General features: G+C 48.4%; 18 protein-coding genes and 1 pseudogene. 14 read left to right on the forward strand and 5 right to left on the reverse strand.

From position 1 onward, the window contains the following. Positions 1–36 precede the first annotated feature (36 nt). Genes AC3G3F_RS01565 through AC3G3F_RS01580 form a run of 4 tightly spaced genes read left to right on the forward strand, consistent with a single transcriptional unit; the run spans position 37 to position 6,341 of the window. Positions 37–1,041, forward strand: a complete 1,005-nt coding sequence (locus AC3G3F_RS01565) for a hypothetical protein (protein ID WP_012291304.1) — start codon at positions 37–39, stop codon at positions 1,039–1,041. Positions 1,042–1,059: 18 nt separating this feature from the next. Continuing rightward, positions 1,060–3,459, forward strand: a complete 2,400-nt coding sequence (locus tag AC3G3F_RS01570; protein WP_488394296.1) for a polysaccharide lyase 8 family protein — start codon at positions 1,060–1,062, stop codon at positions 3,457–3,459. Positions 3,460–3,468: 9 nt separating this feature from the next. After that, positions 3,469–6,162, forward strand: a complete 2,694-nt coding sequence (locus tag AC3G3F_RS01575; protein WP_079796207.1) for an autotransporter domain-containing protein — start codon at positions 3,469–3,471, stop codon at positions 6,160–6,162. 35 nt (positions 6,163–6,197) lie between these two features. Further along, positions 6,198–6,341: a hypothetical protein gene (locus AC3G3F_RS01580; RefSeq protein WP_001767846.1), complete on the forward strand. Its 144-nt coding sequence runs from the start codon at positions 6,198–6,200 to the stop codon at positions 6,339–6,341. 369 nt (positions 6,342–6,710) lie between these two features. Here AC3G3F_RS01580 and AC3G3F_RS01585 read toward each other — a convergent pair whose 3' ends face one another. Next, positions 6,711–7,319 (reverse strand): DUF1062 domain-containing protein, encoded by a 609-nt coding sequence (locus tag AC3G3F_RS01585; RefSeq protein ID WP_053507648.1) that lies wholly within the window; start codon positions 7,317–7,319, stop codon positions 6,711–6,713. Between the two features lie 486 nt (positions 7,320–7,805). Here AC3G3F_RS01585 and AC3G3F_RS01590 point away from each other — a divergent pair, with 486 nt between their 5' ends. The 3 genes from AC3G3F_RS01590 (at position 7,806) to AC3G3F_RS01600 (ending at position 10,892) form a co-directional block, all read left to right on the forward strand. Then, positions 7,806–8,063: a YjhX family toxin gene (locus tag AC3G3F_RS01590; RefSeq protein ID WP_001054380.1), complete on the forward strand. Its 258-nt coding sequence runs from the start codon at positions 7,806–7,808 to the stop codon at positions 8,061–8,063. Positions 8,064–8,067: 4 nt separating this feature from the next. Beyond that, positions 8,068–9,699: a class I SAM-dependent methyltransferase gene (locus AC3G3F_RS01595; protein WP_077944389.1), complete on the forward strand. Its 1,632-nt coding sequence runs from the start codon at positions 8,068–8,070 to the stop codon at positions 9,697–9,699. 476 nt (positions 9,700–10,175) lie between these two features. Further along, positions 10,176–10,892 carry a YebC/PmpR family DNA-binding transcriptional regulator gene (locus AC3G3F_RS01600; RefSeq protein WP_023247572.1) on the forward strand — a complete coding sequence of 239 codons (717 nt, stop codon included), beginning with the start codon at positions 10,176–10,178 and terminating at the stop codon, positions 10,890–10,892. 243 nt (positions 10,893–11,135) lie between these two features. Here AC3G3F_RS01600 and AC3G3F_RS01605 read toward each other — a convergent pair whose 3' ends face one another. The 3 genes from AC3G3F_RS01605 to AC3G3F_RS01615 all read right to left on the reverse strand — a co-directional run bounded on the left by AC3G3F_RS01605 (position 11,136) and on the right by AC3G3F_RS01615 (position 15,066). Beyond that, positions 11,136–11,777 (reverse strand): N-acetylmuramidase family protein, encoded by a 642-nt coding sequence (locus tag AC3G3F_RS01605; RefSeq protein WP_023247573.1) that lies wholly within the window; start codon positions 11,775–11,777, stop codon positions 11,136–11,138. A 12-nt stretch (positions 11,778–11,789) separates the two neighbouring features. Then, on the reverse strand, positions 11,790–14,087 hold the full coding sequence (locus AC3G3F_RS01610; protein WP_053529543.1) for a hypothetical protein: 2,298 nt from the start codon (positions 14,085–14,087) through the stop codon (positions 11,790–11,792). A gap of 70 nt (positions 14,088–14,157) precedes the next feature. Further along, positions 14,158–15,066: a hypothetical protein gene (locus AC3G3F_RS01615; protein WP_053529544.1), complete on the reverse strand. Its 909-nt coding sequence runs from the start codon at positions 15,064–15,066 to the stop codon at positions 14,158–14,160. Positions 15,067–15,302: 236 nt separating this feature from the next. Here AC3G3F_RS01615 and AC3G3F_RS01620 point away from each other — a divergent pair. The 7 genes and pseudogenes from AC3G3F_RS01620 to AC3G3F_RS01650 all read left to right on the forward strand — a co-directional run. Continuing rightward, positions 15,303–15,782 (forward strand): annotated as a pseudogene (locus AC3G3F_RS01620) (transposase); the annotation flags it as partial. Between the two features lie 131 nt (positions 15,783–15,913). Then, positions 15,914–16,798, forward strand: a complete 885-nt coding sequence (locus tag AC3G3F_RS01625) for a ParA family protein (RefSeq protein WP_488394297.1) — start codon at positions 15,914–15,916, stop codon at positions 16,796–16,798. Next, complete coding sequence (locus AC3G3F_RS01630; protein WP_488394298.1) at positions 16,795–17,169, forward strand: hypothetical protein; 375 nt, start codon at positions 16,795–16,797, stop codon at positions 17,167–17,169. The genes AC3G3F_RS01625 and AC3G3F_RS01630 overlap by 4 nt, the downstream gene beginning before the upstream one ends. Beyond that, complete coding sequence (gene dnaB, locus AC3G3F_RS01635) at positions 17,162–18,517, forward strand: replicative DNA helicase (RefSeq protein ID WP_488394299.1); 1,356 nt, start codon at positions 17,162–17,164, stop codon at positions 18,515–18,517. The genes AC3G3F_RS01630 and dnaB overlap by 8 nt, the downstream gene beginning before the upstream one ends. Next, positions 18,514–19,998, forward strand: coding sequence for a ParB family protein (locus AC3G3F_RS01640; RefSeq protein ID WP_488394300.1), 1,485 nt, complete (start codon positions 18,514–18,516; stop codon positions 19,996–19,998). The genes dnaB and AC3G3F_RS01640 overlap by 4 nt, the downstream gene beginning before the upstream one ends. Beyond that, entirely contained in the window at positions 19,982–20,521 is a 540-nt protein-coding gene (locus AC3G3F_RS01645; RefSeq protein WP_488394301.1) for a DUF2857 domain-containing protein, read from the forward strand. Before AC3G3F_RS01640 ends, AC3G3F_RS01645 begins: the two co-directional genes overlap by 17 nt. A 19-nt stretch (positions 20,522–20,540) precedes the next feature. Continuing rightward, positions 20,541–21,674: an STY4528 family pathogenicity island replication protein gene (locus AC3G3F_RS01650; protein ID WP_488394302.1), complete on the forward strand. Its 1,134-nt coding sequence runs from the start codon at positions 20,541–20,543 to the stop codon at positions 21,672–21,674. 515 nt (positions 21,675–22,189) lie between these two features. Here the strand turns inward: AC3G3F_RS01650 and AC3G3F_RS01655 are convergent. After that, positions 22,190–22,957, reverse strand: coding sequence for an HNH endonuclease (locus tag AC3G3F_RS01655; protein ID WP_488394303.1), 768 nt, complete (start codon positions 22,955–22,957; stop codon positions 22,190–22,192). Positions 22,958–22,961: the final 4 nt, after the last annotated feature.

Below are 22,961 nucleotides of genomic sequence, written 5' to 3' on the forward strand. Positions count from 1 at the left end.
CGACATAAATAAATCTAATATTAATAAAGGTAGCTTATGAAAAACTATCAACGGCCCTGTATTCTGTTTTTTACAGCATTAATGATGATAAGTGCGTTTCCCGCGTTTGCCGGGGGATATATCCAATTCGGTAGTGAGTACGAATACTATCCACAAAAAGAAAACATTGCCTATCATCGACTGACGTCTTACAACCCGTATATTCGCTTCAGTTATCGACCGCAAGACTCTGACTGGACGTACTCCGGCCGTATTCTTTTAAAAGAGTATCCATATAAGAATGATTATAATAATAAAGTAAGCACCTCTCAATCTGGGTTGTATGAACTATACGCCACTAACTATATTAAAAGTGGTAATTTTATCTTCAGACCGGGGATTGGTTTTCGGATCATTCCTTATGATAAAGCGAACTACTATGGTGAGCGATATGAGCGACAACTCAGAATACTGCCTCAATTCGATTATCTGCTGACGCAGGACTCCCGCTTTTACCTGAATGGATTCTTTTATATCGCCGACTCAAAAGGAAGCCGTAAGAACGACAGAACTACCGACCCTTATAACAATGGCGAATGTAAAGCCAGTGATGCCAATGCCTTTGGTTTTTGTTCTAAAAAATACAGTGACTGGGGATATGAGTTCGACGCAGGAGTCCGCCATAACATTAACAGCACGAATAGTGTAGCATTGGGGGTTCATACGGAGTTTGATGACGTTACGAATAACTATGATGATCAGCTAATTCAGGGAACACTGGATTACCAATATCGTACAGGAAAATTAACGTTAGGGCCATATGTCCGTATTGCTCTTGATCGCAGTATTAAACTGAAATCAGAAAAGAACCCTGCTTCAAATATTACTTTAAAACAACCTTATAACCGCTATGGCTTACGCGCAAATTATTCCTTTAACGGACGTTGGTCTATGGGTGCCGAAACCTATTATCAGGAAGAGAAAATGCAGGATCAGTCTGGCAACGATATGCAGTCGCGGCAGAAATGGTTTTATAAGCTGAACGTTCAGTATAATTTCTGATTATAGAGGGTGACATCAATGAAAAAGACAAATTTAGCATTTTCGCTATTGTGCTTAAGTATGGGCAGCGTACATGCACAGATCGCTACCGAAAATGTAAATCTGCCAGTAGTAAAATCAACTACCACAACGTCAACCCAGCAACAGCATATTATTGAGCGTATGCGTGATACCTGGCGGCAGAATTTTGTGCCTTCAGGCCCAGCGGCGCCAGAATTATCAGCAGAGTATGTGGCAAGTTTAAACAAAACGGCCAATAAACTCTGGAAAGGAATAGATAAAAATACCCCCGCAGGCCAGTTATGGGCAGATACCGTACTGGATAGTGAAAGCACATCAGGACGCCTGAAACTGGGCACTACTCTTTATACGGTATACCAACGCCTGTTCACCCTGGCAAAAGCCTGGGCTACGCCGGGGACAGATCTTTATAAAAATGCTCAGTTGTATACTGTACTTAAATCAGCGCTGATCAATCTGAACCAGGACTATTATAACGATCAGACCCCAGAATGGGGAAACTGGTGGAACTGGGAGTTAGGCATTTCACGCAGTGTTAACAATACTCTGGTGATACTTTATGATGATCTCCCTTCCACGCTGATTGATAAATATAATCTCGCGACCCGACATTTTGTTCGCGACCCTCGTTATTTAGCTGAAGGAAGCGGAGCCCCCTACTCCACCACAAAAAATGCCTTTACGTCGACTGGCGGAAACCGCATTGACAGCGCAATGGTCGTTTTTGTTCGGGGTCTCCTGGCTAACGATCCTGGAGAAATTAGCGCTGCAGTAACTTCAGTACCTGAAGTGCTTAACACCGTTCAGTCCGGAGATGGTTTCTACAAAGACGGATCGTTTATCCAGCATAAAGATTTACCTTATAGCGGAACCTATGGCCAGGTTTTGCTGAATGGTCTGGGATTAATTAAAAACAGCGTCGCAGGTACACCATGGGATTTCTCAGTTGAAGATAATCGCCGTATTTATGACGTGATCAGACAAGCTTTTTTACCTTTACTTCATGAGGGAAAAATGCCCGATGCCGTCAATGGGCGCAGTATTTCACGTAAAAATGGGCAGGATCAGGATGTTGGCGCATCAGTTATGAATGCCATTGCATTGTTTGTTAATGGTGCGCCACCAGAAGAAAAGCGCCACATTGAACAGGTATTAAAAGCCCAGCTAAATTCAAAAACAACGGAATATTATCACACTCACTTGCCAGAAAACTTAACCTCCTGGCAGGTTATTACGCGTATTCAACAGGATAGCCATTTGCCACCGGCCCCCCGAACAGCGGGCGGTAAACTGTATGCAGATATGGATCGTCTGATTTATCAGGGTACAAACTATCTGGCTGTTGTAGCGATGCATTCCAATCGTACTGGTAGCTACGAATGTATTAATAACGAGAATCTAAAAGGGCAGAGAACATCTGATGGGATGACCTGGCTGTATTTGCCCAATGACGATCAATATCGTGATTACTGGCCTGTGGTCGACAGTCGGTTTTTACCAGGCACCACCTCTGCTGGCGAGCAGGGTTGGTGTGATGAGCAATACCGTGTGACTCAGTTAGGTCGGGCAAATATCGCCTGGGCGGGTGGCAATACTCTGAATAAATGGGCAAGCGCGAGTATGCATTTAAAAGTGCCGACTTATTCACTCAAGGCGAAAAAATCCTGGTTCATGGCACCGCATGAAATGATCATGCTTGGGAGCCAGATATCCAGTAATAGCCCGGCGGTAACGACCATTGCTAATCAGAAAATCAGTGGCTCGGCAAAAGTGCTTGTTGATGGCATCGTCTTGCAGCCCGGAGAAGAGAGAAAAGCAACCCAATCTGTCGTTTTAAACGATAAAGGTAATAACATTATCTGGAAGCCATTAGCTGGCTCAAGCGCACAAGTTAGTGTGAAACAACGTCAGGGTAACTGGGCCGATATCGGCACCTCATCCGGTAAAGTTTCGGCACAATTTTTAACCATTATCCAGCCTCATAGCGCAGAATCAGATAATCATTATGCCTGGGTTGTCTTCCCCTCGGGGTCCGCATCCCCTTCCGTAAATGCTGACATAACGCTCCTTGCGAATGATGCAAAAGTCCAGGCTGTGTCGCTACCAGGTCAGCAGGTTATTTATGCTAATTTCTGGCGTTCTGCAACTGTGGGAGGCATTCATGCATTGACGCCAATGTCCCTGATTATGACGCCAACAACACAAGGTTATCAGATAGCAGTATCTTCACCACGTCGTGATAGTCGGGTGTCATTCCAACTGCCCGATAATGCAATCCCATTCCATATTTCCAGTGACCCTGATAAGCGCGTATCTCTTAACGGGGACATCGTCAGCGTGAATATGACCAATCTACGCGGCAGTAGTTATTCTTTTGAATTATCTAAAAATAAATAGGATGCAGCCATGGATAAAATAATTTTCTGTCATCGTTCTGCTGGATATGGTTCTTCCCTGCTATTGGCGGTGTTTTCATTATCTTTTATTTCCAGCTCAGTGAATGCGGCTATTTCGACTGATTGTCCTGGTGGAGCTACTCGATATTGTACAAGCAAAGTAATCAATGCTGATACTGAAGGATACATAGATAAGTCACCTGTGATATTTATGGGAGATACAAGCCTTACTGTTTCTGCCAGCCAGGCCTTTAATAATAACAAAGGCACCTATGAGTTCAGAGAGAATACGCATGTAAAAGTCAACGCCGAGTCAGGATTAAATGGCGGTACATACACGCTAAGAGGCGGAAGTACACCAGGGAAAGTTGAAATCGATATCAATGCCAGTTCTGGTATAAACAATGCCAAGTTAACTGCTCTCGCTGGTAGTAATGGCGTAGTCAATGCCAATACTGAAAAAGCAATTAATGGCGGTAGTCAGATATTCAATGCTGGAACAACACTAAACATCAATGCAGCCGATGGCGTATTTAACAGCACGGGACTGACATTCACAGATGCGACACTTAATTTAAACGCATCCGATGCCTTTACTAAAAATACGATGTCCTCTGGTAAAGTTGGCAGTGTTAAAGGAACGTCAACGGTTAATATCAATGCCACGGGGGGAATGTCTGGTGGGCAGTTAAACATTCAGGATTCCAGCGAGGTCAATGTGACTGGAAACGGTAGTGTCACTGGAGGCACGTTACTGTTCACTGGGAGTTCAGTATTAAATGCGGATACCGCTAGTGCTATCGCGGGAGAAACGAATAATACGAATAAACAGATATTTCAATCTGGTACGACAATGAATGTGAATGCAGCCACGGCACTCAGTGGTGGCAATCAAACATTTAACGATGCAACATTAAATGTCAATGCCAGTCAAGGTATAAGTGGTGGATATCAGATCCTGGCAAAAAGCTCAGTCCTGAATACAGAAGCAGATCAGGCTATTATTGGAGGACAAATAAAATTACAGGATAATGCAGTATTTAATGCTAACGGTAAATCAACCATTACCGGGGGGATACAAAATTTTAACGATAATAGTATATTAAATGCCAATGGCGAAGATACCCTGTCTGGAGGCAGCCAGAATTTTAGTGGAAACAGCATCCTGAATGGCAACAGTAAAGGGGCGATTTCTGGTAACAGCAAACAAATATTTAGTAATAATGCTATATTTAACGCCAATGTCAGCCAGGCAGTTACTGGTGGCACATCTACCACATTTAAAGACGATGCTGTCATGAACATTTCAGCACAGCATGGTGTGGATGGCGGAAATTTATTATTTGATGGTAATTCGACATTAAACATTAATACTGCGGATGCCATTAATGGTGGCGAGCAGCGTTTTAAAGGGAATTCACTGATAAATCTGAATCATGAAAACTCGTTATATAATACAACATTGAAACTAGAAGGAAATGCCAGTGTCAATATAAACGCGGATAATGCTTTGAATTATACTGACCATATCGTTTTTTCAAAAACGTATGACACTACAACAGGCAGTATACTGGATGTTAACGGACACTCCCTAACCATTGGTAGTATCAGTGGTAATGATACCAATGCGGTAATCAAAAATAGTAGTGCTCAGGATGCCATTCTGACTACCGGTTTGTATGATTATGGTGTGTTTGCCGGGCAAAGTTACCAATATGATTCTTTTCTACAGCGTGGCGCGATGCGTGCAGATGCTGTCGTCAGCAGCGCATTGGGAGATATTACCCGTCAGGCTGGACTGGCGCTAATACCACAGTTTGCTGACAGACTCGTTCCGGAACCCAGTGGAATGGCCCAAAATGGCCAAGGGATTTGGGTACGTACCCTTTACGGACAACAGGAAAATCAAGGTGACGGAGCCACAAATGCGGCATGGAATGGCCACGTAAAAGGTATCCAAATTGGGGCTGATTTATGGCCTGCTGATGAAGACAGCAGTCATAAACTGGGTGTTTATGTGGGTTATCTCGACAGTAATGCTAATGTATCGGGCAAAACCATTTACACCTCGAATGCCCAGCTTGGAAGCTACCAGCTCAATACTTACGCTACAGGTTTATACTGGCGTTATACAGCAACCCAGGGCTGGTACACAAACACCACTTTACAACTAGCCCGGTATTCTGGACAGGTAGAATCGAATAACAGTACACGTAAACCTGATATTCATGGTCGTGGGCAGATTCTGGCTTTTGAAGCGGGCTATCCGCGAGTACTAAATGAGGCGCTGACACTGGTGCCACGAATTTCTGTATCCTGGCAGAAAGTTAAATTAGATGACTATCGTTATGATGATTTAAACGTTAATAACGATCTGGATAATCAGTTAACCGCCTCCGCTGGAGCTCGTTTGTACTGGAATACTATGACGATATCCGGGGTCCAGTGGTCCCCCTTCCTTGATGCAGAGCTGAATAATCAACTGACCGCCAGAGACAGAAATAATGTTACCGTAGGCAGTACGGGATACCAGGATTCATTACTTACATCCTATAATGGTTCTGCTGCAAAAATAAGCGGCGGCGTGACCGTAAAGCTGAATGATTATACAAATTATTATATCAAGGTTGATTATCAAAACGGTCTTAGTGAACGATCCGAAAAGACCTGGCAGGGAACAACAGGGGTCAGTTTATACTGGTAACTATTGGCCATTATTAAATAATTTAAGGAGTGGCGATGAAATATATCATGCTGTTTCTCATGGTAATAATGCTAAATGCATGTGAATCAGCTCAAAATTTTAAACGTCCAGAATTATCTCAACAAAACTGTGATACATGTAACATTGATGATGCTGACAGCCCAATCTTTGATGATTAATACGCAAAATCCATGTTAATGCTTACCTTGCGGAGCACCCTTATCAAGGTGCTCCGCAAGCGAAGGCGGGCCTTTTTACCCGCCCTTCGCTTCATACATGCGAGCGAACCAGACACTCATGCCTTGCCTCATCTTAAACGGAAGATAGAAGCTGCTATGCAATGCTTAAAGCGCGCCAGAAAATTCGTCTACCTCATCTTTATCGATAATATTGCCCCATGCCTCCCTCATGCCTGAACTGGCATCGTATACAATATTTATTCACTTTGTGAATTTGAAACTAAAGCTCACCTGTCCATGAGTTCTTCTTTCATTCCATTGCCTCGTTGCCATACCAGCACACTAAAACTTAAGGTGAGCTTATTATTTTTATCGACGGATCAGAACAATCCTTCGCCGGTCATACAGTGTTTCCGCAGAGAGCTGCAAATCATATTTCTCGTTCTTCCGTTTTCGCGATTTAAGCATTTTCATCGTAACGCCACTTATTTGCCCAGTTTCAATCCGTCTCTTGATTTCGGCAGCGCTTAACATGAGTTGCTTCTTCAAAATCGACTGCAGGCTGACCTGAAAAGAACGGGAAATCCTGACGCTAACACTGACCTGCTTGTGGGAGGCGATACTGACCAGCCACCGTTCCTGAATGTGAAAATCAGGCTGCCCCGATAATTCAGCATTGTTTCGCTTCAGGATCGCGCTGTCATAAGCAAAATATTGCACCGTGGCAGCATCATTCGCCATCAGTAGGCAATAAAGATCGCGGTTAATTTTGTTGACTGGCAGGCGCGAGAACAAGGAGATATTCCAGGTGTAATCGCAGTGTGTGCATTTATAGATACTCCAGACATCGAGTACCTTCTTTTGCGAATTAACCCGAAATGCCCCAGAAGGCGTGAAGTCCCGTTTTACGCTGCATGAAGGGCAACGTTTCGCTATGCGCTGATACCCCACAGGAGTGACAGTCCATATGACTTTCATAACGTACCTTTTTTAACCCATACAAAATCGGCCCGTACTCAGCGGACCATAAATGTTTGTGTATGAAAAATATTTAAGTGATATTTTTCAGATGGTTAAAAAAAGATTTCCAACGCTACAATCCTGTCAACGACTAAAGAGATACGTCGAGACTATCAAAGCGGCCATTATCGGGTATATGAGTTTAATCAATATTCATTATGGTAGCGGCGGGATCTATTTAACTGGCACGCTAAACGCCATGATCCTCCCTTCGGATCACACTTTTCACTCCAGGTTATTCACTGACAGAAATCAGGTGTTATCATTCACTACGTAAATACTTTTCAACTCAACCCGAGGCTTTGATGCTGGAGAATGTCATCATCCGATAATCAGTTTCCCGACCTTTTCAGGCCGGACTGATTATCAATGCGCCGAAATCGAATGCGGACACCGCAGTGTGTTTGCACGTTTTGCATATGATGATTAAACAGGTTCTTCAGTATGAATTTATCCCGTCAGGAACAACGTACCTTACACGTTCTCGCCAAAGGCGGACGCATTACACACATCCGCGATGCGTCAGGCCGCGTCACCGCCGTTGAGTGCTATAGCCGCGAAGGGCTGTTGCTCGCCGATTGCACGCTCGCTGTATTCAAAAAACTCAAAACCAAAAAGCTGATCAAATCCGTTAACGGTCAGCCCTACCGCATTAATACGACCGGGCTGAACAACGTTCGCGCCCAGCCTGACAATCGCTAAGGAGATGATGATGGATATCAGCGCCGTTATTTTTGCAACGCATCGCATTCGGCTATTACCCGATGAAGGCAAAATCCCCTGGGATGAGCCGGCCTTCAGCCAACGCATGCTGGAAAATCATCTATCGCAGGACCACGACTGGGCCAGCCGCCGGCTAACCGTGATTGAGCAGCAGGTAACATGGATTACCCGTCAGTTACCTGCTGGCGCCTGCATTCTGGATCTCGGCTGTGGCCCCGGTTTTTATACCCGCCTGTTAGCGGAGCGCGGGTTTCACTGCACAGGCGTAGATTTCTCACCGGCATCCATCAAATGGGCTCGCCAGCGGGCGCAGGCCGCAGATCTGAATATTGACTATATTCAGCAGGATATTCGTACATATCACCCCACGGAACCCTTCGATTTCATCATGATGACGTTTGGGGAACTGAATGTCTTTAGCGCTACTGATGCGCAAAGCCTCATCAGTCATTGCGCACAGTGGTTGAAACCGGGCGGCAAACTGCTCGTGGAAGTTCATACCTTCGATGAAGTTAAACGCCAGGGCATGGCGCAAGCAAGCTGGCAGCGTTGCCCGCACGGTCTGTTCCTTGCCGAGCCTCATCTGCTGTTAACGGAAAATGCCTGGGATGAAGAGGCCCAAACCAGCTCAACGCAGTTCTGGGCGATAGCGGAAAACGGCGGTACCACCCGTTTCGGTAGCCAAATGAAGGCCTGGCGCGATGATGAATGTATCAGCCTGCTTGGTGACGCTGGTTTCACTGTGTTGCAGCGTCCGGACAGTCACACCTGGCCAGTCGGCGAGACTTTTGCAGGCAAGCTGTTTGCGCTGCTGGCTGAAAAAACAACTCCCACTGAGAGAATCTCCCTCAGTAAAAGGAATAAACCAATGGATATCCCACGTATTTTTACCATTAGCGAAAGCGAACACCGTATCCATAACCCGTTTACACCAGAAAAGTACGCCACACTGGGCCATGTGTTACGCATGAAGCCAGGCATGCGGATTCTCGATCTCGGTAGCGGCTCGGGTGAGATGCTCTGCACCTGGGCTCGCGATTACGGTGTTACTGGTACTGGCATTGACATAAGCCCGCTCTTCACCACACAGGCAAAGCAACGTGCAGAAGAACTCGGCGTCAGCGAATTCGTACATTTTATTCATAACGACGCGGCCGGTTACATTGATGAGGAAAAATATGACGTGGCGGCCTGCATAGGCGCTACCTGGATTGCGGGCGGTGTCGCGGGGACAATAGATCTGCTGACCAAAAGCCTCAAGCCTGGCGGGATCATTCTCATCGGTGAACCGTACTGGCGTCAGGTCCCCGAAACGGAAGAGAGCGCTCATGCCTGTGGCGTCTCATCCGTCGCCGATTTTCGCCCCCTGCCCGAGCTTGTCGCCTTTTTCGACCAACTCGACTATGACGTGGTGGAAATGGTGCTGGCAGATCAGCAAGGCTGGGACAGATATGAAGCCGCGAAGTGGATGACCATGCGCCGCTGGCTGGAGGAAAACCCTGATGATGAGTTTGCGCAAGAGGTTCGAACTGAACTGACGGTAGCGCCCAAACGTCACGTCACCTGGACGCGGGAATACTTTGGCTGGGGCATATTTGCGTTAATCGCGCGATAAAGTGGTGCAGGAGGTATAGCCTACAAGGGGTATACCTCCATTTAAAAGTATTCAACAAATTAACGCTGCTCAAGGCTGGAATATATCGTTTTAATTTCACCATTAAGCTTCCACCACGATATGCCGCAAGACGTGCAAGCGAGGCATCTAACATGATGAGCAAAAACTCCATCAATAAGGCGTTGCGCATGATAGCCTATCGCGCTAGCAGTGCCTGGATTATCCCTTTCGTTTCTCTTTTCTTATGCGTTATTGCTGCGATTCAATTTTTAAGAATAAAAAAGAACCAGAAGAAAATTAGGAAATGGTTTATCCACAATATTAATCATTGTTAAAATTAAAGCAATCCCCCGTAAAATCCGGATATTTTTATTTCTCATAGACGAGAATTTATATATTATGATATAATAAGATGGAGAACATGTAGGTTATTAACCTGCCCGTAATGTAAATGAATTTTTGAGGAGATGTTTCCAGTGGGACGTAAATGGGCCAATATTGTTGCTAAAAAAACGGCTAAAGACGGTGCAACGTCTAAAGTATATGCAAAATTCGGTGTAGAAATATATGCTGCTGCTAAACAAGGTGAACCAGACCCAGAATCAAACTCATCTTTAAAATTCGTTATTGAACGTGCGAAACAAGCACAAGTTCCAAAACACGTTATTGATAAAGCCATTGATAAAGCCAAAGGTGGCGGAGATGAAACGTTCGTGCAAGGGCGCTATGAAGGCTTTGGACCAAATGGTTCAATGGTTATCGCTGAAACGTTGACTTCTAATGTTAACCGCACGATTGCTAATATCCGCACAATTTTCAATAAAAAAGGCGGGAATATCGGAGCGGCAGGTGCTGTCAGCTATATGTTTGACAATACTGGAGTAATTGTATTTGAAGGAACAGACCCTGACCATATTTTTGAAATTTTGATTGATGCTGAAGTTGATGTTCGTGATGTAACCGAAGAAGAAGGAAACATCGTTATTTATACTGAATCTACAGATCTACACAAAGGAATTGCAGCTCTAAAAGCAGTTGGAATTACTGAATTCTCAACAACAGAATTAGAAATGATTGCTCAATCAGAAGTTGAACTTTCACCAGAAGATTTAGAAATCTTTGAAGGACTTATTGATGCCCTTGAAGATGATGATGATGTTCAAAAAGTATATCATAACGTTGCAAATCTCTAATTATAAATTAAACAAATCTGTCACTATGGCAGATTTGTTTAATTTATAAAGTTGTTATAAAAAAGTATATCTTGGACTGACCCCACCCCGGTAGACGATCCTGCCCTATAGTTGGACTGAGCGTCAGACTCTAAATGAGACGCTTACAAAATGATTTACGAACTAATCTTTTGAATCCCTATATAAAATATAAAGCCTCAACCCAAAAGATGAGGCTTTATGTGAGGTAGATTAAATATCCCATCAGCTCGTTAACTGAGTTTGCAAGCATCTCTGATAGGCGTCTGTTATTTTTAAATCATAGCGATTTTGTGCATATCCCGGGCCGTTGTAGCGCTTGGCGAAGCTGACCCAGTCTTTATTTTGCAAATAAAAATTGAGATTATTCGTCGCCATGAATTGGCAAAAAGCCTCCAACTGCTCGTGATTGCCGCGGCTTTGCGCCGCGACAAAATCTTCAACCGAGTGAAATCCACATAAGGCAAAATTAAATCCCATGATCTGGAATGCACCCCATGACGTAGAGCAGAGCGCGGCTTCACGGTGGAGGCTCATTGCCGTCTCCAGACGCGCATGCTCTTTCTCTCCTCCCAGATAGTGCTGCGCCGTCCATTGCCGATAAATAATGGAGGGAAAGCTGGCAGCAAGAATCTCGGGTTGATAGCGGCGTTTTGCCAGCTCACGCCAGAAAATATGTCCCTCAAATAAGATCTTTGGCCTCCCGGAAGGGAGAAAGCCCTGCCCTGACGACTCCACGGTACAAACTGCCTGTAGCGCACAGGGCTCAATCTGTAGCCGTCTGGCAGCAGTGACGATCTCCTCCCAGCTAATTTTATCCCGAACAGACTTCTGGTTTAGAGGGGCAGACTGTTCACCTATTACCATGTCATTTCTCCGTTACTCACTGGATTCGTTCCTTGGGATGTACATTTGCAGGGTCTCCCGGTTATAGGTTTTGTTGTAGTCGTCGAGCATGGACTGGAAGTTTTTAATGAAATCCAGGATTGATATGTAGTCGCCGTTAGCGTTGCGCACTTCGCTGAGGGTCATACTTTCGTCCGCCGGCGTTGCCTCCAGGTAATAGCCAAGAATTTGCGGGCTGGTAAAGCGTACGGTGACGCTGTTTGCCGAAGAGGTTGCGCGCGAGTTGCTACTAGCGGAGCTGGACGATGAGGACGAACTGCCGCCAAAGATAAAGAAGCCGCCGCCGCTCGAAGAGTGATCTTCCACACTCTGGGCAAAGCTGCTCGACATTGCCTGGTCGGAGGAAAATTTAATGGTAACGTCGCGGGCAATGATAAATGCAACCGGGAAGCACGGGAAAACGCAGTCGTTCATTGCATTAAAACGCGTTTCCTGGAACGGTTTGCCTTTTTGATTCGGGGCGATTTTTTTGCTGGACGTGTTGTACATATCTTTGGTGAGCAGGAATACGCCGGGGTTAAACCATTCCCGGCCAATGCTTACCTTCGCAATTGACATCCCAATCTGAATTTTGACATTTCTGGTCTCGGACTCGCGGCTGTCTATGGACTCCCGGTGCGAACGGCTGCTGCTGTATCCGCCGAAGAAGAAAGATGAGCGATACGAGGACTCAGAGGCCGAGCTGGCGCTACTAGATTTCTGGCTGACCGACGCCATCGTTGACTCAATCAATACCTGAGTGAAACCGTTAGGCACAGCGTTCGGCGTGACATCGCTGCCATCTATTGGCTTGCTGGCCTGCTGCATCACCGACGCCAGGCTAATTTGTTGCCGTACTGCGGCAATATCGTCCTCCGTTCTTTTAAGCTGTGTCTGCAGTGGTAAGAGCATTGACTTGTACTGAGTCAGGTTTTTTGCCTCGAAATACTTCATTGCGCTTTCGGTGGCGTTTTGGGCAGCCAGAATTAATTCGTCCTGTGCCTGCATGCACTTGCTGGCGTTGTCTGTTAATGCGGTAATGACTTTTCCTGCCACCTCTGGATCAACATTGAGGATCCTGGACGTGGTACCCGCAAGCGCTTTGCTTTTGTCCTTATCATTGGAGCGCCCAACAATATCGACAACCAGCTTTAGGGTATCGTTTGTGATGGCGCTATAGACCTTAGTGACTGCCTCTTGAGCCGTTGTAAGCTCCTTCTTCGCAGCGTCCTGCTTATCCTTGAGATCTTTCAGCATCGCCGGGTCAGGAAGAATATTCAGGAACGAGTCGATCGTCATGGATAAATTGCTGCGCTGCACCAACAGCACGGAGAGCTGCTGCGCCAGCGCCGCAGGGCTTTCTAACAGGTCGATAGGGGTGAACGACGTATCCAGTAGGTTGAACCAGTTTTCCGGATACAGCGTTACCGGGTAGACGTATCCACCATCGGGGTTGAGCTTTTGTACGTTAGCCAGCGTTTGCCGGGCCTCGGCAATTTCACGCCCTGCGCCGCTGTCGAGGATCCCGGTAATAATCTCCATATCGCCCGGTGAGAAAACGTTGAGCACTTTCCCCAGCTTCTCTTGCACCTTCAGCAACTGAGACTCGGCGGTGGTCTCATACCAGTCGAGATAGTCGTTTTGTTTGCTGCGATTGGTTTCCTTCGTTTCGCCGGGGTATTTGGCATCCAGCTCGGCTTTTTTCTCTAGCTGAACTTTGGCCCAGGCCTGTTTGGCATCAACGTATTCGCTATACAAGCGGTAGAAGACCTGCTGAAGCGTGAAGCCGGTGGTTAACCCGTCGCCAAAATTATACGGATAGGGGGTCATCAGAACTTTACGCAACTTTGATTTTGCATCAAACAGCTTGCCATTCAGCTGCGGCGTCAACATATCCAGCGCGCTTTTATACTGCGTTTGCAGGTGACGGCCATTGTCAGAGCCGGTCATCGTACAGGCATCAAATAGCCGGTTAACCAGCTTTGATTCGTTGGCTTCAACTAACGGCGGTTTCGGCTGGTTGTTTTCAATATCGTAACTGTAGAGATTTTTATCAATTTGCATGCCGGGAAGGCTCATGCAGAAAAATTGATTAGGGTTATTTCCGCCGATAACCGAGGTGATTTTTTCATAAAGCTGATCGGCAAAACTTGGCACTTCTCCAGCATTATCCAGTGCCGCGCTTAGCCTTGGGGCAGCTTCGGTCATTGAAATAGTTGTTGTGGTAGAGGTAACCTGTTGGCTTGATTCATTAATATGTGATTGTTGGTTGTCGCTATGTGTTTCATCCATAATGATTAATACTCCTGAATAATAAAATAATCGTTAAGTATCTACAAACACGAGAGGTATCCAATAATAATTAAATGATGACAATTCCAACCGGGACTAAGTTACTGTAAGCACGCATTAAATCACCCGGAGATACAAACATATTATTATTCGCCTGCAGAGCAGTCAGCGGGTGATAATTTTTTTCTGCGGTATCAATATTTATCAGTGCAGCATGGGCTTCGGCAAACTGATAAATAGATTCTGCCAGTGCCTCGGTCATCGAAGGGGCTGGTTGATTTGTATTATCCAAAAAGGCATCGTGCAATGCTTCGCACAGCGCTTCATCGCTGGCGGTTTCCGGCGCGCTTGCCGTATCGTATTCGGAGAAAACCGGCTGATGCTGCTTCATCCAACTAGTTGCTTTATCTAACAACGTTTCGCCAAACGCGGAGTCTGTCAGAGAGGTCTGGCGGAACTGCAGGCGGAATGGGCTACCCGCGTCGTCAAAGCATTGGGCGACGAACTGCGAGCACACCATCGGGTGTTTACCCGGTGTCTGATGCTGTTGAATGTAGTGGGTAATGGTTGCCGTGAGCTTTTTCAGAATTCGGATTATCACCTGTTGTTTCTGGCTGCTAATGGAGAATTTCTTATACATCAGCAGCAGGCCAACCATATAGAGCCCGGCGTGATCGTAAGGCTCCTGATTATTCAGGTGTCGTCTGGCGGCATTAATAACCGGATTAAGCGGCGAGGTGCTGGTATGGCGATAAACATAGATGGTGCGGCCATGAAAACGTTTTTGTGCTGAGCTTTCAGAAACCTGCGGCGGCGTTTCTTCAATAATAGTGGGGGGTGCCTCATTAAAATAAAGTGCAGCATGGCTGACAGGAGCATCGGTTAAGAAAGTGATGGCCCATGAAATAAAACTTTTTTTTTCAGGCGAGAAAAGCAATACGTCTGCAGGACGTAGCTCGCTTAGCAATAGCATTTTCATATAAATTCCTTTTCATACAGATATCTATTAAGGCAGGAGACTTATAGTCTAGTCTTAATTATTTGAAAGGAACTGTGATGTAAATCATATTTAACTGTAGTAGAAAATTTTATCAATATCCGCACGATGGAGGCTGTGATTAAAATTGTGTAATTGCCTGTTTTTGATATGTTCACTCCAACAACGGAGACCGGCAAATTATGGACGAAAAGAGACTCAAAGCGCTCGCTGCTTAACTGGCTAAAGGCCTTAAAACCGAAGCCGACCTCAATCAGTTTTTCCGTATGCTGACGGAATTAACCGTCGAAGCGGCACTCAATGCGGAATTGACTGACCATCTCGGGCATGAGAAAAATGCGCCCAAAACAGGCTCAAACACCCGCAATGGCTATTTATCAAAAACGTTGCTGTGCGATGACGGCGAGATAGAACTGAATACGCCGCGCGATCGTGAAAACACCTTCGAACCACAGCTGATTAAGAAGCACCAGACGCGTATCACGCAGATGGATAGCCAGATTTTATCCCTCTACGCCAAAGGCATGACTACCCGCGAAATCGTCACCACCCTCAAAGAAATGTACGACGCAGATGTATCACCTACGCTGATATCTAAAGTCACCGATGCCGTAAAAGAGCAGGTTACTGAATGGCAAAATCGGCAACTGGATGCGCTGTATCTCATTGTTTATATGGACTGTATTGTTGTTAAAGTTGAAGGCCGGACTCGAACCGGCACGTATTTCTACGGTTGATTTTGAATCAAAAACAAGCAGATAAGATAACTAATTCATAAGTCAGCGTTTTTCATTAAGGCCTTTTAAAGTCAACAAGAAAGGCACTGGTTATGAAACACGCAAATCCCCCTGTTTTATCCACGCTCATCGCCGCGATCCTCTCTACCAAAGGCGGCGTAGCGAAAACCACGGATACCGCCAATCTTGGCGGCTGGCTCGCCGATCAGGGACTAAAAGTCCTGATGATTGACGCCGATATCCGTCAGCCAACCCTCAGCAGCTACTACCCTCTCGACTACGAGGCTCCCGGCGGGATCTACGAGTTTATTGCACATAATGAGCTGGATCCCGCGATGATCGTCTCACATACCGCCATTCCCGGCCTGGATATCATCATTTCCAACGATCCGCGCGGCGAACTGATGAACCTGCTTCAGGCCGCGCCGGACGGCGTGATCCGCCTGCGCCATCTGGTACGCCAGATCCCCGGCTACGACATCATCCTGATCGATACCATCGGCGCACGCACCATCGCGCTGGAAATGGTCCTGCTGGCAAGCGATCTGGTGATTTCTCCGGTGCTGCCGGAAATGCTCTCTGCACGCGAGTTCCTGCGCGGTACGCTGCAAATGTATCAGGATCTCCAGCCCTTTACCCGCTACGGCATCCCATTACCGCCGCTGAAGGCCGTGATTAATAAACTCGACCACACCAACGACGCTCGCGAGATCCACCACAACCTGCTCCAGGTATTGCAGCATAAACAACAGGAGCAGGAGCTGCTGGTTCCTACCGACATCCTGATGACCCCGGTTTACGCCAGCGTGGCTTACCGCCGAGCGGCGTCGCTGGGCATGCCGGTGCATCGGCTGGATGCCGCCAGACCGAAAGGACGCACAACCCCCTGTGCTGCTGAAACCATGCGCTCGCTGGCCGAGGAGCTGTTCCCGCAGCTTATCGCTCTGCCATCCCTGAATAGGGAGGGCATCGCATGAAACGGAAAATCTGGCGGGCATTTTGCTCTTATTACGCCCAACGCCCCTTTGAGAAAGATGATGAAGTACTCGTGTACTTTGAAGCCGCCGACCGTGAAGAGGCGCGCGAAACCCTGCCAGTGTTAATGTCGCTACTCTGGCATATCCCACTGGAAAAAGTGGACTGCTACAACCTGGAGGATGAAGACGAGCTACGTGATAACTCCGGCTCGGAGACTGCCCCAAGAGACTGGCCGCTGTTTGAAATCGGCTGGTCCCGTAATAAACCACTCTACTCCAGCGATTTACCGCTATTGCTGCTGCCACCGCATCAGCAAACCCGACTGTGGGAAGCCTTTCTGGCCTGTCAGGAGGGAAATCGCGATGAATAAGCGCAAACGGCCACAACCGCCCCACTCCGTCGAAGCGGAACAATCGGTGCTCGGCGGCCTGATGCTGGATAACGATCGCTGGGATGACGTCGCCACGCAGATTTCCGCGCAGGATTTCTTTATCTCCGCGCATCGCACTATCTATAGCCATATACAAACCCTGATCGAACAGGGAAACCCTATCGATCTGATCACCCTGAGCGAATCGCTGGAACAGCAGGAACGGCTCAAACAGGTAGGCGGTTTCGCCTATCTGGCAGAACTCTCCAAAAACACGCCAAGCGCCGCCAATATCATTCCCTACGCGCAATACATCGCCAGCTACGGTGAACTGCGCCAGCTTCTGCTTCTGGGCAATGAGCTGAGCGATATGGCAGGCCAGCCGCGCAACAATGTGGCCGATGTGCTGGCCTTCGCCGAGCAAAAGCTGTTTGCCATTGCCCAGTCGCATCAGGACGGTGGCTTGACCGATATCAGCGCCTGCTTTGACAACGTGCTGGCAAGCATCGCTCAACGCTACGAGGCTGAACGTGGCAGCCTCAGCGGAACGCCCTCCGGGCTGGAACAGCTCGATGCGCTGACCTGCGGCTTCCAGCCTGCCGATCTGATTATTGCCGCCGCACGTCCTGCCGTGGGTAAAACCGCTTTCGCCCTGACGCTGTGCGTCAACGCGCTGATGCAGCTCCCCACCCAGCCAGTGCAAATCTACAGTATGGAAATGTCGGCGGAGCAGTTATTGCTCCGACTGGTTTCTTTGCTTGGGCGCGTCTCACAAACCCGGCTTCGTAGCGGCGATCTGAGTGATGATGACTGGCAACAGATCGGCATCAGCGCCAACATCCTGATGACAGAATGGAAAGATCGCCTGCTGATCGACGACTCCGGGATCCTCACCCCTTCTATTCTGCGCAGTCGCGCCAGACGATCGCTGCGCCAGTATGGACTCCCTTCGCTGATCGTCATCGACTACCTGCAACTGATGCGCAGTGGCGGCGCGGAAAACCGCAATCAGGAGATCTCGACGATCTCCCGTTCGCTTAAGGCGCTGGCAAAAGAGCTGAGTTGCCCGGTACTGGCGCTGTCGCAGCTTAACCGGGCGCTGGAATCACGCCTTAACAAACGCCCCTGCAATGCCGATCTGCGTGATTCCGGTTCTATCGAACAGGATGCCGACGTCATCTTATTCCTCTATCGCGACGAACTGTACGATCCCAACACGCTGGATCGGGGCATTGCTGAAGTTATCGTCAGTAAACAGCGCAATGGCCCGGTCGGCACGGTGCGCACGCGATTTATCAGCGATCAGACTCGCTTTGAATCGCTCGCCCTACGGGGAGGCGCGTCATGAACACGAAACTGACGTCACTGGAGCTTCAGTCCCGCCTGCTACAGGGTAATTTTGATCGGGAACGCTCACCTGATGATCGCTTTGCCGAACCGCTGACGGAAACCGCTATGGTCGTGACGCTGGAGCAGCTCCGCCCTTACGATCTCAATCCGCGACTAATGCGCAATCCCAATTACGACGATATCAAAGCCTCGATCCGCCAGCGTGGGCTGGACACGCCGCCGCCGATCACCCGTCGTCCCGATCAGGACTACTACATCATCGCCAACGGCGGCAATACGCGCCTGTCGATCCTTAATGAGCTGTGGCGCGAAACGCATGATGAACGGTTCTGGCGCATTCATTGCCTGTTCAAACCATGGGGCGGAACGTCCGAGCAGCCCGTGCTGGGCGAACTGCGCTGCCTGATCGGCCATCTGGCGGAGAACGATCTGCACGGCAAACTCAGCTTTATCGAGCGAGCGCTGGGGATCAACAAAGCGCGGGAGCTGTACCAGCAGGTGGAAGAGTGCCAGCTCTCGCAGCGGGAACTGGCAGAGCACCTGAGAAACGATGGCTACCCGATCCACCAGTCGCATATCAGCCGGATGGAGCAGGCGCTGGAATATCTGCTGCCCTGCATCCCCGAAGTGCTGTACGCCGGGATGGGTCGCCCGCAGGTGGAAAAACTGCTGTCCCTGCGGGCAGCGGCGCTGCAAATCTGGCAACGCCATGCCACCGGGGACACCGGTTCCTTTGAGAGTCTCTTTTCCTCTGCGCTGTCGCTGTTCAACGATCAGCCTGAAGACTTCTTCATTGAACGAGTACAGGATGAACTGCTGGGGCTGATGAGCCAGGCGCTAAATGTTGATTACAACCTGCTGTTGCTGGACGTCGATCCTTCAGAGCAGAAGCGTCAGGCCGTACTCGGCCCCACGCCGGAGCCGCCGCCTTATATCCCTCCCGAGGAACCCGAACCACGCCCTGTTGCGCGCAGGCGCAAAGCGGACGAAGGTGAAACGCGTGGGGGAACGGTTATTCCACCGCCGGAGTCAATGCCAGATGCCTCGCCACTGTGCGAAGGCAATGAACCCATTACGGATATCTGGCGTATTTCACCGCTCTTTGACTCAACCGAAGCCTTACAGTCGATAAGCGATCGGCTGGCATGGGATCTGGCGGAGTGTTGCGGTATCGAAGATCGGGTGATCGCGGATAACGATGACGACGGCGTTGGCTACCGACTCAATACGCTCGCTTCTGATCACCCTATGTATTTCCGGCCACAGTCCCGCGCCTGCTGGGCACTGCTGGCGACACTCAATGGTATCCCACTGACAGAAGATTTGTCCGCCGCACTGACACCCGCCCTGTTTATTCAACGCGATACGGGCGGTTTCTTCTTCAGCGATCTGTTTCTTATTAAAGCATTCCGGCTGATCCGTATTGTCCGCCGGATCAGAGAATTACAGCAGGAGGCACAACATGCTGCCGACGATTAACCAGGCCGTTTTGTCACAGGTGATACAGGCCCTGAAGGACGGCAACGTGCGCTATTGCGAAGCGCTGGGCTTTGACCGCGAGGAGCTGAATGAACTGAACTCTCTGACCTTTGAAGAGCTGATGCATCTGGGCAATACCTCAGCGCAGTTTCTGAAAATCACCATCAACCATGACGTGCTGCGCAAAATGCTGGTCCAGGTACGGCAGGAACAAAAATTTCAGCAGATTGTCAGCCAGGCGGTACAACTGGGCGGTTCCATCGCCCTGATTAGCCACTATTTCGGCATCTCAACCGCTGAAATCAGCGCCCGCCGTCGATTACTGGGGATCCACGTTCGTCAGGGGCGCAACCAGGTTCCCGGCGAAGAGGAAGAAGCCGCGCTCTGGAAACGCTGGCAGGAAATTAAGGTCGATAACATCGACTCGATTCCAGCACTGGAAGCCATGATGCTGCTGGCTCAGGAACGTTCGCTCTCGCTGACGGTGGTCTGGAACCTGATCCGGCAGTGGGAAACGAGCTGAATAACCGATGGGGAATATCATGACACCGTACATTCAGGCGCTGATCGCCACGACCGGCAACAAGCTCCAGCAGCGAATGCAGAAGGATCCTTCTTCAGCCTCTGACAGTCTGTTGTTTATGGGCAACGCGCATGACACGGTTCCGCGTCGCTTATTGCAGGATTCGCTGTTATCGCCCAGGGATAAATTCGCCTGGCAGGTGATTCGGATGCAGGCGCAGGAGAACGGCGGCGCGGTGTTCCCCTCCTACAGCGAATTGCAGGTACAGCTCTCTAACCGCCCATTGGACGAAAAAGCCTCGCGCAGCACCGTCAGCCGGGCATTACTGATGCTGCGCCTGACGCGCTGGCTAAGCCTGTGCCACAAAGCGCGGGACCGCGTTTCCGGGCGTATTCTGGGCAATATCTACGCTCTGCACGATGAACCGCTCACCGTCCTGGACGCCGTGCGTTTTGATGCCAGCTACCTGCATTTGCTGGAGCAGTGCTCGCGGCACGAGAACAAAACCATCCGCGCCACCGCGCAAGGCATTTTGTATGACATTCGCCAGGATACCAGCCTGCGCTACTTATCATCACGCATTGATCTGCTGGAAGAACGTGCCCGCTGGCAACAACGCCAGTCCTCTGAGGAGACTAAGCCCAAAACGCCCGGTCTCAATACGGTACCGGGTGGAATTTTACTTGGTACCGAATCGGGACTAAGCCGGAAACCGGGGCCTGGCGGCTTAGTCTCAAATCAGGACCAGGCTTCTGTACGTACTGTATCTACAGATATTTGTAATAGTACTACCGCGCGCGCGAACAACTCACCGCCGAACTGGCCGCCAGAAATCCCACTGACGCATCCCGAAAAACAGCTTGTCCTGCAAGCGATGAAGAACATGCCATCCGCATTGCGTCAGGACGTGCTCGATGATGCAGCCCGGCGCATCGCTCGCGGCGGCGTGCAAAACCCGCTCGCCTACCTGCTGGCAACGTTGCGCAAGGCGCAGGACGGCGAGTTTAATCAGTATCGGCGGGATAAACCTGCGGTGCCAGAGTTTGTGCCGCCTGCGGTTTCAGAGCCGGAAATACCGGCAGAACCGCGTAAAAAACGAGATATCAGTAAGTTAGTTGCGGAGATCCGGGCACAGTGTCTGGGGAGTGGCTGATGTTGTGACGGCTTTATTGATTTCTGCCCATATGTTTATAAAAACCGTTTTTATCGACATATGGTCGGAACATGTCGATGCCATAAACATATTTCGGCCATATGTTTAAAGAAATGCATTTCATCGACATATTTCCAGATGCTTAATTTGGGATGCCCGGCGTTGTCAGTATGAGTTAATGGATAAGCAGTACTCCATTTTTGATGTTTTTACAGCCTGCAGGCTGTTTTTAGACATTACAGCCTACAGGCTGTAAAAGCCGATGCTTTCACGCTTTTCAGCTGCATAGTTTAAAAAAATGACAATACAGGTACTTTTAGTACCTAAAAGCGAAATAATTTAAACTATACGGGTACACGACATCGATATGGAAACCGTGTTGATGCCACTGGCATCACATCAATACCTCTCAATTCAACACCAATTAATAGGAAAAAGGGTGATGCCAGTGGCATCAAAATTTCCAGCTATACCGGGTAATTCCAAAAGTACCACCCGATATCCGGATGACAAAATCATTGCGAATCCGGAAAAACTACCGGTCGGCGAGGCTTACGCAACACTGTGCCATCAAGGCCTGAATAACGCGGTTCTTCTTTTGCTTCGTCGGACAATCGCACTACATTTCCATCAATCAATAAATGACCCCGGTCCATCAGAGTGTGTAAATCAGCTGCCAGGCACAAGCCATTTTCAACGGTCGGTGCTCCTCCACTTGCATGGCTGATAATGTGTGCCGCTTCCAACGCTAACCCTGTCCCTGTAATAGCACAACGATTGTCCCAGTTAGTCATAACCCGAGCGCGAAAGACCCCTTGTGCTGGACGAATTTTCACTTGGGTATATTTTATTTCCTGTTTTTCAAAATGAGGTGTATCCAGACGTTGACGTGCAAGCTCAGCCTTATACTCTGAATACAACTGTCCATTACCTAAGTTATCGAGCTCTTCTGCACTCCAGGCTACACTGAGAAGCTTTTTCCGAGCTGCGTTATAGTCACGAACAGACTTATCAATTAAGTCTTCACGGCGCTCCAGAACAATTGTGTGCCCTCCGCGTTTTACTGGTACTGTACGATCCCCAATTTGCATATTCTCGCCACCAGAAGCTGCGATAAGATCAGCTCGCCATGCTGCGTGACATAAACTCTCGCCAAGATAATCATTTACTGCTTTGGCACTACTAAAACGCTGTCCATCGACATAAAACCAATAGCGACGTTTTTTCATACGTTCAGCTTGTTCAGGGGTATATCTCTGAGTCATTATTTTTATACCTGCCATTATC

Source organism: Salmonella sp. FC25216 (assembly GCF_057751355.1).